The 17224-nt window shown below is 68.1% G+C and carries 12 protein-coding genes; 6 read left to right on the top strand and 6 right to left on the bottom strand.

The genetic code is table 11. The features are described 5' to 3' along the window. Positions 1–78: 78 nt before the first annotated feature. A complete protein-coding gene (locus tag WC815_18605) occupies positions 79–2817 on the top strand; it encodes a caspase family protein (GenBank protein ID MFA5910796.1) in 2739 nt (912 codons plus the stop codon). Next, the gene (locus WC815_18600; GenBank protein ID MFA5910795.1) at positions 2818–4656 is read left to right on the top strand and encodes a hypothetical protein; all 1839 of its coding nucleotides are present in this window, start codon (positions 2818–2820) and stop codon (positions 4654–4656) included. A 17-nt stretch (positions 4657–4673) separates the two neighbouring features. Here the strand turns inward: WC815_18600 and WC815_18595 are convergent, their stop codons facing one another. Continuing rightward, a complete protein-coding gene (locus WC815_18595) occupies positions 4674–7265 on the bottom strand; it encodes a M1 family metallopeptidase (protein MFA5910794.1) in 2592 nt (863 codons plus the stop codon). Between the two features lie 110 nt (positions 7266–7375). Here WC815_18595 and WC815_18590 point away from each other — a divergent pair, with 110 nt between their 5' ends. The 3 genes from WC815_18590 (at position 7376) to WC815_18580 (ending at position 11245) form a co-directional block, all read left to right on the top strand. Next, entirely contained in the window at positions 7376–8218 is an 843-nt protein-coding gene (locus WC815_18590; GenBank protein MFA5910793.1) for a DUF2231 domain-containing protein, read from the top strand. A 121-nt stretch (positions 8219–8339) separates the two neighbouring features. Then, on the top strand, positions 8340–9497 hold the full coding sequence (locus tag WC815_18585) for a cytochrome c (protein MFA5910792.1): 1158 nt from the start codon (positions 8340–8342) through the stop codon (positions 9495–9497). A 71-nt stretch (positions 9498–9568) separates the two neighbouring features. Next, positions 9569–11245, top strand: coding sequence for a hypothetical protein (locus WC815_18580; protein MFA5910791.1), 1677 nt, complete (start codon positions 9569–9571; stop codon positions 11243–11245). A gap of 6 nt (positions 11246–11251) precedes the next feature. On the opposite strand, the gene WC815_18575 is transcribed toward WC815_18580, so the two are convergent. Beyond that, positions 11252–11680, bottom strand: a complete 429-nt coding sequence (locus WC815_18575; GenBank protein ID MFA5910790.1) for a cytochrome c — start codon at positions 11678–11680, stop codon at positions 11252–11254. Between the two features lie 48 nt (positions 11681–11728). Between WC815_18575 and WC815_18570 the strand changes: the two genes are divergently transcribed. After that, positions 11729–13162 carry a sodium:solute symporter family protein gene (locus WC815_18570; GenBank protein MFA5910789.1) on the top strand — a complete coding sequence of 478 codons (1434 nt, stop codon included), beginning with the start codon at positions 11729–11731 and terminating at the stop codon, positions 13160–13162. Positions 13163–13319: 157 nt separating this feature from the next. Here the strand turns inward: WC815_18570 and WC815_18565 are convergent, their stop codons facing one another. The 4 genes from WC815_18565 to WC815_18550 all read right to left on the bottom strand — a co-directional run bounded on the left by WC815_18565 (position 13320) and on the right by WC815_18550 (position 17207). Beyond that, positions 13320–14195, bottom strand: coding sequence for an arsenite methyltransferase (locus WC815_18565; GenBank protein MFA5910788.1), 876 nt, complete (start codon positions 14193–14195; stop codon positions 13320–13322). A 72-nt stretch (positions 14196–14267) separates the two neighbouring features. After that, positions 14268–14588 carry a ferredoxin family protein gene (locus WC815_18560; protein ID MFA5910787.1) on the bottom strand — a complete coding sequence of 107 codons (321 nt, stop codon included), beginning with the start codon at positions 14586–14588 and terminating at the stop codon, positions 14268–14270. After that, positions 14585–16549: an FAD-binding protein gene (locus tag WC815_18555; protein MFA5910786.1), complete on the bottom strand. Its 1965-nt coding sequence runs from the start codon at positions 16547–16549 to the stop codon at positions 14585–14587. The genes WC815_18560 and WC815_18555 overlap by 4 nt, the downstream gene beginning before the upstream one ends. 97 nt (positions 16550–16646) lie before the next feature. Then, on the bottom strand, positions 16647–17207 hold the full coding sequence (locus tag WC815_18550; GenBank protein MFA5910785.1) for a hypothetical protein: 561 nt from the start codon (positions 17205–17207) through the stop codon (positions 16647–16649). Positions 17208–17224: the final 17 nt, after the last annotated feature.

Below are 17224 nucleotides of genomic sequence, written 5' to 3'. Positions count from 1 at the left end.
GTTCACCGCCGGTAATACTACTGTGCAGGTCGCGAAAATATGCCCCGGTACGGCCGTCTAATAGGGCGAGGTCCGACCATGCCCACGCCGATCCGCCGCATCACCACGGCGCAGTTTGCGCTACTCGCGCTTCCCTCACACCTTACGCGGACGATCGCCGCGGTCCACCTGCACCACACCTGGCGGCCGCGCCGGCAAGACTTCCGCGGGCTGGCGACCATCGAAGCGATGCGCCGCTTTCACATGGACCAGGGCTGGAGCGACATTGCACAACATTTGACCATCGACCCGCAGGGCGGGCTGTGGACCGGCCGCAACTGGAACCTGGCGCCGGCCAGCGCGGTGGGGCATAACGGCACCTCCAGCGAAGGCCCGTTCATGATCGAGATGGTCGGCGACTTCGACACCGGCCAGGATCCGTTCGACGGCCCTCAGCGCCAGGCCGCCATCGAAACCGTGGCGCACCTGATGCGCGCGTTCGGCCTCGACGACGCCGACCTCAAGTTCCATAACCAATTGACGAAACGGAAGTCCTGCCCGGGGACCGCGATCACGCGCGCCGACTTCCTGCGGGCGGTCAAGGCGCTGCCGGCAGCCAAGGCCAGGCCGGCCGGACTGTTCACGGTTGAGCACCTGGTGGGCGCCGAAGCCGTTCGTTCCGGCGCCGCCACCGACACGGCTGCGGCCTCCTCGGTGCCCGAGAACGATGCCGCGGGCGCCGCGATTGACGAAGCGGCCCGTTTGGCAACCCGGGAATCCCAGCGTCGCGCCCGTGGCCTGAGCCCGCGCGTGCTCGGAAGCACCGTGTTCACCGCCAGCCGTGGCAGCGCCGACTGGTCGGTGCTGAAGCCTCACGTGATCAACCTCGCGAAAGGCGACCTGTCGCAGGGCGGCGAATTCGCGACCACGCCGGCAGACGTCGAAGCCATCGTTGATGCCATTCGCGACTATGCCGCCGGCGCCGAGACGCCGCGGCTGATGATTCACGCGCACGGCGGGCTGGTGGGCGAATCGAGCGCGCTCGAGTATGCGTGGACCATGCACCGGTGGTGGCTCAACCACGGCGTCTTCCCGCTGTTCTTCGTGTGGGAATCGTCGCTCCTCGAAATCATCGGCCAGTTCGTGCTCGGCCGCCGCGACCTCGCCGACTGGACCTCGGACCTCGTGATCGAAGGCATCGTCAAGGCGCCCGGCACCGCGGCGTGGGCCGGCATGAAAGAAAGCGCCCGGCTGTCGTCGTCCACCGACATCGGCGACGGCGTGATTGGCGGCGCCCGGCTCTTCGCGCGCAAGCTCGCGGCGCTCCTCGAGCGGCTGGGGCCCGGGGCGCTGCCGATCCACACCGTGGGGCACAGCGCCGGCGCCATCTTTCATTCGCACTTGATCCCCGCGCTGCTGGCCGAGGGCGTGCCGGAGATCGAGCACCTGTACTTGCTGGCGCCCGCTTCCCGCACCGAACTGTTCCGCGACAACCTGGCCGGTCACGTTCACGGCAAGAAGATCAAGGCGCTGTCGATCTTCACCATGGATGAGGAGGCGGAAGGGCAGGACAACTGCTTCAAGGCCTACCGCAAGTCGCTGCTCTACCTGGTGTCGCATGCGTGTGAGGGCATCCGCCGCCGTCCGATTCTTGGCCTGCACAAGTCGATGCGCAAAGACGCGGACCTGCGCGCGCTGTTCGGCATGAATGAAGACGGCACCCTCAACGGCACCGGCACCGCGAATCTGCACCTGTCGTTGGCCAGGGGCGAGCCGGAGAACCCGCTGACGCGCGCGCTGGCCCACGGCGCCTTCGACAACGACCCCAAGACGATGTCGGCCGTGTTGCGCCGCATCGTCGGCCTCGATGACGACACTGGCATTGGCGAAGCCGACTTCCCGTATCCGCCGCTGGCGCGGACGTTTGACTTCGCGGTTCCCGGCGCGTGGGGCGGAAGCCCGCCACCGCCGGCGCCGCCGTCGGGAGCGCCGCCCGCGCCTGCCGCCCCCACCGGCCAGGGCGGCCAACACGTTCGCGCCTTGTGCATCGGCATCGACAAGTACCCCGAGCGTCCGCTCGCCGGGTGCGTCAACGACGCGCGCACGTGGGGCAGCGCGCTCACACAATTGGGAGCGCGCGTGGATTATCTGTTCGACGGCGATGCGACCTACGAAGGGATGAAAGCCGCCATTCGGTCGCTCGTCGGCAGCGGTGCCCCCGGCGACGTGCTCGTGCTGCAGTACGCCGGTCACGGCGGGCAGTTGCCGAACCGCGTCGACAGCGAAGAAGACGGCTACAACGAAGCCCTGATCCCGGTGGACTACACCACCGGCGCCCTGCTCGTGGACGACGAGCTGGCGCAGATTCTGGGCGGGCTGCCGGCCGGCGTCGCCATGACGCTGTTCATGGATTGCTGCCACTCCGGCACCAACAGCCGCTTTGCGCCGGTCATGCGGGCCCGCGCCGCCGCGGGCGACCGGCCGCGCTTCATGCCTCTCGACGACGACATCGTCGAGGCCTACTTCGCCAGGCGCGGTGCGCGCGCCCTCGGGCGTGGTGCCGAGGTGTCGCTCCCGGGCATCGTGCACTTCGCCGCCTGCCAGGACCACGAGTATGCGTGGGAATCGAAGGGCCAGGGCGACTTCACCGGCGCGGCGGCGCGCGCGCTCGCGTCCGCGGTGCAGAATCGCGTGCTGAACGAGAAGTTTGCGGCCGACGTGGCGGCGGCCGTCGGGGCGAAGCATCGCCAGCATCCGCAACTGATGGCGCTTGATGCGGCCATGCGGAGCCGGCCCCTGCTGGCGCCCGCCGGGTCCGCCGTGACGGGGGCGCTTTAGGTGGCCAAGGCGCCCGCCCGGTTCCTGCTCGGCGAACGCGTGCTGCGCCTGGCGACGGCTCGGCCGTACGACGCCCGCGCCGTGCAGCAGGTGGAAGCAGCCAACGGCGCGCAGTTCAAGCTGCCGTCGCACCGCCGCCTCCAGATCTACACGCGCGATCCCGCGTCGCCCCGCATGGACGCGGCGGTGACCGAGGCCTTGGTTCCCTACGAGCCGCTGCTGCCGGGCCCGACCGGCTCCGTGATCTGCGTGGACGACGTCAACCTCACGACCGGTGAGACCTATCGCGCGCTCGACCTCGACGGCGCCGACCAGGCGTTTCAGCTCGGCCTGCCGCCGTCCACCATCGATCCGCGGTTCGCGCAGCAGATGTGCTACGCGCTGACGATGACGACCTATGAGCAGTTTCGCCAGGCGCTGGGCCGCACGCCGGATTTCTCGTTCGATGCGCGCAGTGAAGAAGAAGGCGTGAAGCTGCGGGTCCGCCCCCATGCGCACAAGGAAGACAACGCCTACTACGACCCCGACGCCGGCGAGTTGTGCTTCGGCTACACCTTCGCCAATCGCAAGGCGACCGGGGCCAACCAGCCGGGCGGCGTGGTCTTCACCGCCCTGTCGCACGACGTCGTCATTCACGAGATGACGCATGCGCTGCTCGACGGGATGCGGTCGTGGTTCATGCTCCCGACCAACCCCGACGTGGACGGGTTTCACGAAGGCTTTGCCGACCTCATCGCGCTGTTCCAGCGGTTCCGCTACCGGCCGCTGGTGCGCCGGGCCATCGAATCCATGGGCGGCAAGCTGACCTCGCACCTGCTGATCGACATTGCCCGCCAGTTCGGGGAGACCACCGGCGACGGCAAGGCGCCGCTGCGCCTGGCGTTCGAGCACGAAGGCGGGCCGGACGACCCGGTCACGGCAGGGAAGTATGCGCCCGACCTCGAGGCCCACGACATGGGCGCGGTGCTCCTGCGCGCGGTCTTCGACGCGTTCCGCTGGATCTACGACAACAAGACGGCGCGCCTGCGGGCCCTCGCGCCGCCGCCCGGCCACCGCATGCCGGCGGAGCTCATTGACCTGCTCACCATCGAGGCTGAAAAGCTCGCCGGCCAGTTCCTGAAGATCCTGATTCGCGCGGTGGACTACTGTCCGCCCGTGGACCTGCGGCTCGGCGAATACCTTCGGGCCATCATCACCGCCGACTTCGACCTGGTGCCGGATGACCCCTGGGCGTACCGGGAGTCGTTTGTCCGCGCTTTTCGCCGTTACGGCATCACCGTGGATGCGGTGTCAGACCTCAGCGAGGATGCCCTGCTGTGGCGCCCGCCCGAGCGCGCGCTCGACCCCGTCTACGACCTGCTCCTGGGCGTGCAATTCGGCACGCTGACGGTGGATCTCGAGAATCGCCATGCGCTCGAAGAGCGCGCCACGCGCCTGGGCCACTACATCACCGACCCCGATCATCCCGAACGCCTTTGCTACTTTGGGTTGGCCGCGCCGAGTGTCACCAGGCGCATCGAGCCACCCGTGATTGAATCGGTCCGCGTGCTGCAGCGCGTCGGTCCCGATGGCACCGTCAATTTCGACCTGGTGGCCGAAGTCGTGCAGCGCCGCAAGTCGGCGAAGGGCCGCTGGATGCACGGCGGCGCCACCGTGATCCTCGACGGCATGGGCTTCATCCGCTATCTGATCGTGAAGAACGTGAGCAGCAAGACACGCGAGAAACGACTGGACCAGTTCCTGCGCGACAAGCCGGGCTACGCGGTGCACTTCTCCGACAGCCGGCCCGCCGGCGCCTTGCGCTTCCAGCAGTTGCACCGGCCACGGATGAGGAGATAAGGAACAGCCGCGGCTGTCTAAATCCGCGGCCGTGCGGCCAGCCAGCGCGTGAACGCCGGCGCCTGCCGCGCCTTCACCTCGCTGCACGTCGCAATCCGTTCGAGCGACTGCTGCAGCACCCGCGCCGCTTCGGGCACCGGATGCGCCTCGAAGAACGCCTTGATGTCGGCGGCGCGCTCCGCCGAACAAAACGCGCTGAGCGCCCCGACGATGTTCGGGATGCCCTGGAAGGTGCCGAGCTTGGCGGTCAGCGCCGGCCATTCGGCCTTGATCAAGGTCCACGTCGCGTCCTGCGTGGCCGGCGAACCCAGGAGCTGCGCGAACAGCAGCGGCGCATCCTGCGACCGTGCCTGCGACGACAGCGCGAACTGCTGCGTGCGCGACACCAGCGCCGGATCGCGGAAGGCCGCCAGCGCGTTGAAGTAGCGGTAGTACTGCTCCGGCGATGAGATCGCGGCGGTCATGCGCGTGACGAATTGGTCGTAGAGCGCGGCATCGCCACCCGAGGCGGCGACCTGGAGCACCGAGGCCACCAGGGTTGGTGACAGCGAGGCGGGGCGAGCCATGTAGCCTGCCGCGAGCTCGCGCGCGCGCCGCTGCAGATCGGGATCGCTGCTCAACAACTGCAGGAGGATGGCGCGACGGCTGTTCGTCTCATCGCTGTCGCCGAGACCGTCGGTGAACCCGATGGCATCGAGCGCCGGGCGGAACGTGGCGCGCACCCATGCCTGGAATGCCGGATGCTGGCCCGGGTCGGCGATGCCGCCCATGACCGCGCCGACGCGTCCCGCCATGTCGCCGACCACCGCGGGCGTCTCATCGCGCGCGAACGCGGCCGCCAGGTCCAGGTAGGTGCCGACGTCGTGCCGGCCCGCGCGCACCATTCGCCATTCGTCGCCCAGCAGGCTGATGCGTTCGGCCGCGGTGAGCGCCGGCGTGCGCGTGGCCAGCGCCGCCACGGCCGCGGGCTCGTATTCGGTGAAGTAGTAGCCGCGCGCATCGGCGTTGACCATCGCCGCGCCGCAGCCGGGCGCGCGAATGGTCTGCTCGGCCTGGGTGACGATGGTGCAGGTGGCCGGTCCCGATGCCGTCTTCACGCACACCGGCAGCGTCCAGGTCTGCGCCGCCGCGGCGGCGGCCGGCGCGGGGGAGCCGGTGAAGCGCTGCTGCTTCAGCGACACCTCGGTGTGGCCCGACACGCAGCGGGTCTCCACCGATAGCATCGGTGCGCCGGGCTGCTCCACGAAGCTCTTCATGATGCGGTTCACCGGCTTCTCGGTGACGCGGGTGACCTCGGTCCAGAAATCCTCTCCGGCGGCGTTGCTCAGCGAGTACTTCGAGAGGTACGACGACACGCCCTTGCGGAACGCCTCCGGCCCGACGTACGCCTCGATCATGCCGAGCACGCCCGCGGTCTTCTCGTAGGCGATCGGGTCGAACACCTCGTTGATCTGCGCCGGGGTGTCCACCTGCGTGTGGATGGCGCGGGTCGCGCGCAGGGCGTCGAGGCCCAGGGCGACCTGTGTTTCCGAGGCGGCGTTGACGTCCATCTTCCATTCCGGCTTCCACGCCGCCAGCGGCTTGTTGGCCGCCCACGTCGCGAACCCTTCGTTCAGCCAGATGTCGTCCCACCACTGCATGGTCACGAGATCGCCGAACCACTGGTGGGCGAGCTCGTGCGCGATCACCGAGGCCACCGACTTGCGGACGCCGATCGACGCCGTCGCCTCGTCGGCCAGCAGCATCCGCTCGCGGAAGGTGATGGCGCCGGCGTTCTCCATGGCGCCGGCGGCGAAGTCGGGCACGCCGATGATGTCGAGCTTTTCGTACGGGTAGGGGATGCCGAAGTAGGTGTTGAAGAACCGCACCTGCTGCTCGGCCGCGGTCAGCGCAAAGGCGGTCAGTTGCTGCTTGTCCGGCGTGGCGCAAACGCGAATCGGCGTGGCGCCGGCCGACCCCGAGCGGCAGACGAAGTCGCCCACCAGCAACGCCACCAGGTAAGTGGACATCTTCGGCGTCGGCGCGAACACCACCGTGCGCTTGCCGGGCTCCGGTCCCGGCGTGTCCGACACCTGGCGGCCGTTCGAGATGGCGGTGTCGGCGGCGTCGATCATCAGCGTGATGTCGAAGGTGGCCTTGTAGGCGGGCTCGTCGAACGACGGAAAGGCGCGGCGGGCGTCGGTGGCCTCCATCTGGCTCACCGCGTACTTGCGGCCGTTGGCCTTGCTCAGGTAAAAGCCGCGCAGCTTGTCGTTGAGGATGCCGGTATAGGTGATGCGGATGGTGGCCGGTCCGCGCGCGATGGGGCGGGGCACCGTCAGGGTGGCCGTCTCCGCCCCGGCGTTGAGGCTGACCCGCGCGGCCTGCGATCCGCCGGCGTCCTCGATGGTGACGTCGCCAAACGTGATCTCGGCCGCGTGCAGGGTGATCGACGCGGACGGCGCGGCCAGCGTCACCGCAATCGATTCGCGGCCGCGGAACGTCTCGTGCTCGAGGTCCGGCGCAAACCAGAGGGTATAGGCATGAGGGGTGGCGGTGCTGGGCAGGCGCTGGGCGCCGGCCGGCAGCGTGGCCAGGCAAAGGAAAAGGGCGGCGAGCGAAGTACGCATCCTGTCACGGTACCACTACCCTGCCCGCCGCCGGATCGCGGGCCCGATCTTCATGGGGGCGGGCGGTGTGACTATCGGACGTAGAATCAGGCATCCCTGAGGAGGGCGCCATGCCGTCGATTGCCACGTTCCACCCCCAAGTTGTCCACTTCGCGGTCGCCCTGCTCATAATTGGCGTGCTGTTCCGGTTTCTCTGGTTCACCGGCCGCCTGGCGTTCGCCGGTCCGGCCGCCACGGCGCTGATCGTGATGGGGACGCTGGCCAGCGTGCTCGCCGTCAAGTCCGGCACCGATGCGCATGGACCGGTGGAACGCGTGCCCGGCGCGCGCGCCATGGTGATCGAGCACGAAGAGTGGGGCATCCGCGCCCGCAACATCTTTCTCGGTGTCGCCGCCCTCGAGTTGATTGCCCTGGCCCTGGCCAGTCGCAAGCCGCCGGTGGCGCGGGTCTTCGCCATGGGCGCCGCGGCGATTGGCGTGGTCGGCCTTGGCGCGATTTACGAAGCGGGCGAGCACGGCGGACAGTTGGTCTACAACCACGCCGGCGGCGTCGGCATCCGCAGCGGCAAACCCGAGGATGTCGGCAACCTGCTGGTGGCCGGTCTCTACCACCAGGCCATGCTCGACCGGCAATCCGGCAAGGGGCCGGATGGCGCGGCGTTGATCGATCTGGCGGCCTCGCGATTCCCGCAGAACCTCGAACTCCAGTTGATGTCGGTCGAATGGACGACCGACGTGAAGAAGGATCCCGGCGCGGCCCTGCTGCGCCTCGACACCATCAGCGTGCCGGCGGCCGACAACCGGCTGCGGATCCGCGCCGCAATGGCGCGCGCGGGTGCGCTGGCCGCGCAAGGCAACGTCGACTCGGCCCGGCAGGTGCTGATGACCCTGAAGGGTGAGTTCCCGACCAGCCCCCAGATCCAACGCCGGCTCGACGAACTCGACAAGAAGTAGGCAAGTTGAGAACGCGTCTCGACTTAGCGGCCAACGCCTCATCGGTAGTAGCCTGTTGACCGAATCCAACTGACGCCGGTCGCGCACGTCGTGCGGCCGGCGTCCGATGGCTAGGAGTCCGATGCAGAGCGTCCTGCACCGGCCGTCGGTGGTATTGTGCGCCGCGGTCTGTCTTTACTTGAGTGTCCTCGGGTCGGTGTCGTTGCGCGCGTGGCCGCAGTCCACCGCACCCACCCAGCCGGGCAATGCCCTCCCGTCCGTTCGCACCGGTGCGGAGGTCTACGAGGCCGCCTGCGCCACCTGCCATGCGCGTGACGGGCGCGGTGCGCCCAAGTCCGTGGTCGGGTTCGACACGCCCATCCGCGACTTCACCGACTGCACGGCGTCGGCAGAGCCGAGTCCGGACTGGTTTGCGGTGGTGCACGAAGGCGGGCCGGTGCGTGCCCTCGACCGCCGCATGCCGGCGTTCGGCGACGCGCTGACCGCCGACGACATCGACAAGGCCGTGGACTACCTGCGCACCTTCTGCGCCGATCAGGACGCCTGGCCCGTGGGCGACCTCAACTTCCCCCGCGCGTTCTTCACCGAGAAGGCATTTCCGGAGAACGAGACGGTGTGGACGACTGACGTGTCAACGCACGGCGACCAGGCCGTGGGCAACCAGTTGATCTACGAGCGCCGCCTCGGCGCGCGCAGCCAGCTGGAGGTCATCATCCCGGTGGATTTCCAGCAGGCTGACCAGCGTTGGGTGAAGGGCATCGGGGATGTCGCCTTTGCCCTGCGTCGCACCTTCCTGTCACGCCCGGCGACCGGCACGATTGCCGCCGCCGGCGCCGAGGTCGTGTTGCCGACCGGCAACGCCGACCGCGGTCTCGGTAACGGCTACGCCATCTACGAGCCCTTCGCGATGTGGGGCCAGGCGCTGCCGCGCGACAGCTACTTCCAGATGCACGGCGGCCTCGAGTTCCCCTCCGATTCCGAGAAGGGCACCAGGGAGGCGTACCTGCGGAGCGCCATTGGCACCACGTTCGCGCAAGACCGCGGCTTCGGCCGCGCGTGGTCGCCGCAGGTGGAACTGCTGTGGGCGCGGCCGTTTGGCGGCGAGTCGGAGTGGGACGTGGTGCCGCAGATCCAGGTGTCGCTCTCGAAGCTGCAGCATGTGTTGATCGCGGGCGGCGTCCGGGTGCCGATCACCCAACGCGAAGAGCGGCATCCGCGCGTGCTCGTCTATTTCCTCTGGGACTGGTTCGACGGCGGTCTCTTCTCATTCTGGAAGTGATGCCGATGATGCCCACCTCCCTTCGACTCCGCTCAGGGCAAGCCCTTCGACTCCGCCCAGGGCAGGCCCTGATGTTGGCCGTGACGGCGGCCCTGTGGGTGTTTGTCGCGCTGGTCGCCATGCCGCGCGCGCAATCCCAATCGCCCGCCGCCGCCGTTCCTGCCGCGGCACATGCCAACGTCCCGCTGTTCGCGCACTCCACCGACTGCGTGGCGTGTCACAACCAGTTGATTACCCCGGAGGGCGCCGACGTCTCCATCGGCACCTCGTGGCGCGCGACGATGATGGCCAACGCCGCGCGCGATCCGTACTGGCAGGCCGGCGTCCGCCGCGAGACCATCGATCATCCCAGGCAGGCCGCGGCGATCCAGGACGAGTGTGCCGCGTGCCACATGCCGATGACGCAGCGCATGTCGAAGGCGGCGGGGCACGAGGGCGAGGTGTTCGCGCAGCTGCCGTTCTCGGATCGGATTCTTTCCGATGAGCGCCGGCTGGCCAGCGACGGCGTCTCGTGCACCGTCTGCCACCAGATTGCGAGCGACCAGCTCGGCACGCCCGCAAGCTTCAACGCCGGTTTCGTGATCGCCGGGCCCAATGCCCAGGGCGTGCGCCAGGTGCAGGGCCCGTACGCCATCGACGCCGGCCGCCGCCGCATCATGCAGTCGGTGACCGGCTACGAGCAGGTGGAGGCGCCGCACATCAAGCAATCGGAGCTGTGCGCGACCTGCCACACGTTGATCACGCAGGCCTTCGGTCCCAACGGCGAGGTCGTCGGCCGCCTGGCCGAGCAGATGAATTACCAGGAATGGAAGCACAGTGCGTTCAACGCCGAGCAGACCAGTTGCCAGGCCTGCCACATGCCGCGAGCCACGGGCCCAATCCGGATCGCGTCGGTGCTGGGCGACTACCGCGACGGGCTGTCGCAGCACGCCTTCGTCGGCGGCAACGCGTTCATGCTGCGGCTGTTCAGCCGCTACCGTGCCGAGCTGGGCGTGGAAGCGCTGCCGTCGGAACTCGAGGCCACGGCCCAGGCGACGCTGCGGCAGTTGCGCGAAGACACCGCCACCGTCGCCATTGGCCGGCCCGACCTTTCCGGCTCGACGCTGGCCTTCGATGTCAGCACCAGGAACCTGACCGGCCACAAGTTCCCGACCGGCTATCCGGCGCGGCGGACGTGGCTGCACGTCACCGTGCGCGATCGCAATGGCCGGGCGGTGTTCGACTCGGGCGCGGTCAATGCCGATGGCGCGATTGCCGGGAATGACAGTGACGCGGACGCATCACGCTTCGAACCGCACTACGAAGAGATCACGAGCCCCGATCAGGTGCAGATCTACGAGCCGATCCTGGGCGACCCCGCCGGCAAGCCGACCACCGGGTTGCTGACGGCGACGCAGTACCTCAAGGACAACCGCCTGCTGCCGCGCGGGTTCGACAAGGCCACGGCCCACGCCGACATCGCCGTCTACGGCGAGGCGCGGCGCGATCCGGACTTCATGGCGGAGGGTGATCGCGTGCGCTACCGGGCCGACGTGTCCGGTGCGAGCGGCCCGTTCGCGATCGAGGTGGAATTGCGCTATCAGTCCATCGCCTACCGATGGGCGCACAACCTGGAAAAGTACGACGCGCCGGAACCGAAGCGGTTCCTTGGGTATTACAAGGCGATGTCGCAGACCTCGTCGGTGGTCGTCGCGACGGCGACCGCCGCGTCCGCAAACGCGCCGGCCGTCGTCGCGAGAGACCGCTAGGGCCTGTTACTTGACCTGCAGCGTCGCCAGGTATTCCACCAGCGACTCGACGCGCCGCTTCACCGCGTCGGCGTCGTTCGGGGTGGATGCCGTGAAGGCCGCTCCCCACTCCGGCATGTCGCCGCCGCCATGGCCCTTTACGGGCTTGCGGCCGTCGATCACCTGGAAGACCATGTCGCGCGGGTAGGTGCCGGCGTTGCGTTTGGTGAGCTCGGTCAGGTTGGCCGGCTTCTTCGTCAGGCCGGCCGCCAACTGCCCGGTGCCCTTGGCGTCCTTGCCGTGGCACACCACGCAATACTGGGCGAAATTGTTCGAGCCGGCGATGATCACGGACGTGGGAACCGCGGGCTCCTGGGCGGAAACGATCGATGCGGTGCTGAGCGAAGCGGCGATCGCAATCGCCAGGCCCAAACCGCTGAATGTTAGACGCTGCATGAGTAACCTCTTGCGCCAGTTTACAGCATAGCGAGGCGCCCGGTTGTCGTGACCACCGTCACCGCGTATCCTCTGCCGATGCTGATCGCCGTCGTCGTCGCCTACCTGCTCGGCACGTTCATTCTGGGCGCCGCGCTCAGCACGAAAATCAAGCGGGCCTCCGACTACCTGGTGGCGGGCCGCAACCTGGGCCTGGCGCTCACCACCGCGTCGCTGGCGGCGGTGCAGATCGGCGCCGGCGTGGTGCTCGGCGGCGCCGAAACCGGCGCGGCGTCTGGCGTCTGGCCCGGGACCTGGTACGGCCTCGGCTGCGGCGCCGGCCTCATTTTGGCGGGGTTGTTTGCGGCCAAACGCCTGCGCACCATCGGCGGCATCGTCCCGATTGACTTCTTCGCCGCGCGTTACGGCGAAAATCGCGGCGTGCGGATGTGGGCGTGGGTCTCGAACATCCCGAGCCTGCTCGGCATTTTCGCGGCGCAGATGATGGCCGCCGGCTCCGTGCTGTCGGGGCTGGGCATCTCGTACACGACGGCCGTGCTCGCGATCGGCGCCATCATCCTGCTGTCCAACGTCATGAGCGGCATGTGGGGCGTGGTGGCCGCGGATTTCTTCCAGGTGGCGATCATCGTCGTCGGCATTCCGCTGACGGCCGCCGCCGCGGCCAGCGTGGTTGATCCCGGCACCACGGCGCAGGTGCTGGCGACGCCGTTCGTGCCCACCGGCATGGGCACCCGGGCCGTGTTCCTGATCACGCCGTTCCTGTTCTCGATTTCGGTATCGTACGACGCCTTCATCCGCTATCAGTCGGCGCGGACGGCCACCATCGCGACGTGGGGCTGCATCATCGCCGGCGTCATGGTCATTGTCATCAGTTTCTTCGCGGCGATGATCGGCGCGGTCGGCAAGCTGGCGTTTCCGGCGGTGGCCAATGGCGACGTGTTGACGCACGTGGTCACGGCGACGCTCCCGCCGGTGCTGGCGGGCGTGGTGGTGTCGGCGCTCCTCGCCGCCGCCATGTCCACGGCGAACGCGCTGCTGATCTCGCTGGCGGGATGCTTCTCCCGGGACTTCTACAACATGGTGCTCAACCCGTCGGCGGAGCTCGACGACCTGCCGAACGCCACGCTCTACGCGCGGATCGCGGTGGCGGTGTCGCTGGTGCTGGGCGTGCTGGTGGCGCTCCAGGCGCGCGGCATTCTCGACACCATCATCATCTTCAACTACCCCTATATGGGCAGCATGCTGGTGCCGCTGCTCGGCGGCCTGTTGTGGGCGCGGGCCACGCGCCAGGGGGCGTACGCGGCGATGGCGGTGGGCGGCGCGATTGGGATCGCGGCGTTCGCCGCCGGCGTGCCGGGCCCCTTCCACGGGCTTTTCAACATCGACCTGGCGTTGCTGATCGCGTTTGCGGTGTCGGCCGTGGTGTTCGTCGCCGTCAGCCTGGCGCCGCGCGCCGAGGCGCGTCCGCTCGTGTCGCGCTAGTGGTCCGGATTCGAATTAGCTCGTGCATCGAGGGTGGCGATGCGCCCGAATGGCAAGGCGCGACGACCGAGCATATTGAGCATATGTAAGGGAGGAGCAACGCCGCCAGTCGGGATGCAGCGCCAGCCGAATGCCGAGCTAATTCGGATTCGGACCACTAGGTGCAGCAGGTGGTGGTGCAGCAGGCGGCCTTGGCTGCCGGCTTCGCCGCGCGCACGAAGGCGCTCATGAAGCGGCCGTCAACCTGCTCGGCGAGTCCCTCGCTGAAGAGCCCGCCCTCTTCCAGGAACTGCCGCGCGTCTTCAGCGCGATAGATGCGGGTCGGCTCGACGGTTACCGACTCGAAGCCGGCGGCGGCGAGCTTCCGCTGGTATTCGGATTCTTCCAGGGCGCCGGCGACACAGCCGACCCAGAGCTCCATGCTGCGCCGCACGGCCTCGGGAATGCCGGTGCCGCGCACGACGACGTCGGACACCGCAAACCGGCCACCCGGCTTCAGCACGCGGAACGCCTCGGCGAGCACCCGATCCTTGTCCGCGGACAGGTTGATCACGCAGTTGGAGATGATGACGTCCACCGAATTGTCGGGCAGCGGGATGTGCTCGATTTCGCCGCGCAGGAACTCGACGTTGGTCAGGCCCGACTTCGCCTGGTTGTCGCGGGCGAGCGCCAGCATCTCGTCGGTCATGTCGAGGCCGTAGGCCTTGCCGGTGGGGCCGACGCGGCGCGCCGAGAGGAGCACATCGATGCCGCCGCCCGAGCCGAGGTCCAGCACCACTTCGCCGGGCTTCAGCTCCGCGAGCGCCGTCGGATTGCCGCACCCGAGCGAGGCCTGCATCGCCTCGACGGGAATCGCCGCCGACTGGGCCGCGTCGTAGAGGTTCGAGGTGATCGGGTCGGGACCGCACGACCCCGAGGCGCCACAGCCGCAGCTGGTCTTGCCGCTGCGCGCCCGGATTGCCGCCTCGCCGTACTTCTGTTGGACGATGTCCTTGATCTCAGCCACGGTGCACCCCTTTGCCTGTTCGGCCATATTCGCTAATACGAATATATGGACGGATTGACATATATGTCAAGACGAATATGGGGCCGGCTGATGACCCTGTCAGCGTGGATCTTCTTCCGATGCGGGCGCCGGTACCGGGGCGCGCGTGTGGCACTCGCTGCGCGGCTTCCAGTTCACGCGCATGGCCGGCGGGCGATTGAGCGTGATGGCGCCGGGTTCCGGGCACACGTCCACGCAGCTGCCCTCGTACCAGCACTCCCCGGGGTAGATCACGTGTGGCGGGCCGCCGATCTCGGCATTCGGCAGGAACAGATCCACCGGGCACACGTGCAGGCACAGGTTGCAGCCCGTGCAGAGGTCCGGATAGATCGTGATCGGATCGACGAGCGCCTGGTCCGGAATGGCGAAGACCTTGCTCATCGCCGGGCCTCGCGCACGTGATCGGCGTTGTGCCGCTCGTAGTTGGCCGCCAGGTCTCCGTAGTAGTCGATTGGCAGCGATCCGGTCTTCACCCCCGACGCGTCCTGCCAGATGGTGACGAACTTGTGCCACTCGGGCGGATCCATCGCGGGGTAGTCGAGGCGCGCAAACTGCAGCTGGTGTGAACTGGCCCTGCGCGCGAGGCACGACTGGATGACCAGCTCGGCGTTGGTCAGGACGTTGAGCGTTTCCTGCGCGCGCAGCAAATCGTGTGGGTTGCGCGCGAACAGGAGCGTGGCTTCGTTCTCGCGCAATTCCTTCAGGCCGCGCAGGCCCTCGTGCAGCAGGTCGTCGCTCTTCACGGCGCCGCAGTAGTTCTGCATCACGCGCGTGATCGCTTCGCTCAGCGCCTGCCAGCTGACCCCGCCCTTTCGCTTCAAGGGCTCGAACAGGCGCGTGCGCTCGGCCGCCACTTGCGCTGGATCGATCGCGACCGGCCCACGCGCGGCCGAGAAGTCGGCGGCGTGCCGGCCGGCATAATGACCGGTGGCGGCGGCGTGGCCGACGCAGTCGGACGCGAACAGCACGTCGCCGGCGGCGAACAGGCCCTCGAGGTTGGTCATCAGCTTCCAGTCGTTGACGACGCCGCCGGGGATGCCGAAGAACTGGCGCTCCTGTGGCAGGAACTGGCCCGAACGCCAGCCGTCGCCGTAGCTTTGCAGCACGTCCCGGTTCGGGTCGAACCCGGCGTCGTTGTAGGCCTTGAACACCGGCGTCCGCGTCTTGCCTTCGTTGCCGACCATGGTGCCCCAGATCACGCGCCGTTCGGTTTCGGGCATGTCGGTCAGGTCGGCATAGAAGGGGAGCTTGTAGCCGCGCTTCAGGGCTTCTTCGAACCCCAGCGTCTCGGGGCCCTGGAACTCGTAGAAAGGGAAGTCGGGTTCACCGCCGCCCTTCATGTAGAACTTCTGTCCGGCCGCGGGGCGATAGCGCTCGGCGACGGTCTTCAGTTCGTTGCCGTCGCGATCGAGCCACGGGATCTTCCGGCCCTCGGCGTCGATCATCGTGCATGCGTACCACGTGTTGTGGTTGTTGCCCGTGCTGTAAGGCGGGAAGCTGCGCAGGCCCGACCACTCGGCCCGCACCGATTTCTCGAGCATCGTGAACGACGCACCGACGCGCCAGCCCATGGCGTGGCCGTCGCCCGTGCACTGGGGCGGGCGGAATTCCGAGAGGCCGGTGGCGCCAGGCGCGAACAGCCACAGGCGGGTCGGCCGCGACATGCACAGCACCGTGGCCTTGGCCCGGCAGACGGTGAACTTGCCGGTGCGGCCGTTGATGGCCACCGCGCCCACCACGCGCCCGCCCATGCGTCCACCTTCGGTGAGCAGGCCCGCGCCCATCGTCCGATCGACGACCACCGCCTTCATGCGCTTGGCGCCGCGATACATGGCCTTCTTGAACGTGGTGCCCCACACGCGCAGCGTGAAGCGATTGACGTAGTCGTAGGCGAACAGGAACTTCGAGGCCTCGTCGCGGAAATCCGCGCCGGCAAATTCGTCGTCGGTGTCGCGGATCTTGGCGCCGTAGTGCTCGAGGTCGAGCAGGCGATCGTAGGATTCCCGGGCTTCGATGTAGTGGGAGATGCCGTTGTTGTAGCCGTGGTGGCCGCGAATCATCGCGTCGGCGAGCTCTTCCGGCGTCACCCGCGAGCAGGGATTGGTCGCCGCCATCTCCCAGTGATCGCAGCCCGACCCCATGGCGCCGCTCGTGAGCGTGGCCGCCTTCTCCCACATCACCACCCGGGCGCCGCGGCTGGCCGCGCCCATCGCGGCGAAACAGCCGGAGGCGCCGCCGCCGATCACGAGGACGTCGGTCTCGATCTCTTCGGTCTTGTCCCACTCGATGGGGAACGGCCACTCAAGCGGTCCGGAGAGGTTGTCCTGCGTGTTGTTGGCCATTGTGGAGGGTTGGCAAAAACGGCAACCGAAGTATACCGTCGTCGCCGCCGGTATCGTCGCCGGCACCCGCCTCGCGAGCGGGCGCGCTGGCGCGCGGCTAGCGCACCCGCTTCAGCCTGGTTCGCGAATACACGACGAAGTCCTGCCCGGGGTCCGCCAACTCGAAGACTTCCTCGAATTCATCGGGGCCCAGCACGACGTGCGTCTCACGACTGCGATAGCCAGGGGGGATGTTCTCGATGGCCTCGCTCACGAACACGAAAGTGTCCGGCTTGATTTGCGGCTCGAGCACGTAGTGAATGACGAAGCCTTCAACGTGATACTGACGGAAGCGCACGCGCTTCGCGCCATTGTCGAAGCTGTAGGTGCCGGTGTCTTCGTGGGTCTCGCCCTTTGGGTTGGCAGGCTGGGGCGGATACTCCGCGCGGTTCCTGGCCTGGATGATCTTCGACCGCAGCGACGAGACGTAGTCACGCGCCGCGGTGCCTTTGCCGGGCTGGCCTTCCGACGTGCCTTGCCAACGTCCGATGAAGAACTCGAGCGAGCTCAAATTGTTGGGTGAGGCCGGCGCTTGCGCCGGCTGGCCGGCGGCGGCCACGCTGCCGAGGACGGCGCCAAGAATCCCGCCGATTACGATGCCCAGGAGTGGCTTGCTCATAAGTCCCTCAACGGCTC

The organism is Vicinamibacterales bacterium, assembly GCA_041659285.1.
GTDB lineage: Bacteria > Acidobacteriota > Vicinamibacteria > Vicinamibacterales > UBA2999 > 12-FULL-67-14b.
This window is presented reverse-complemented; position numbering and strand designations above follow the sequence as displayed.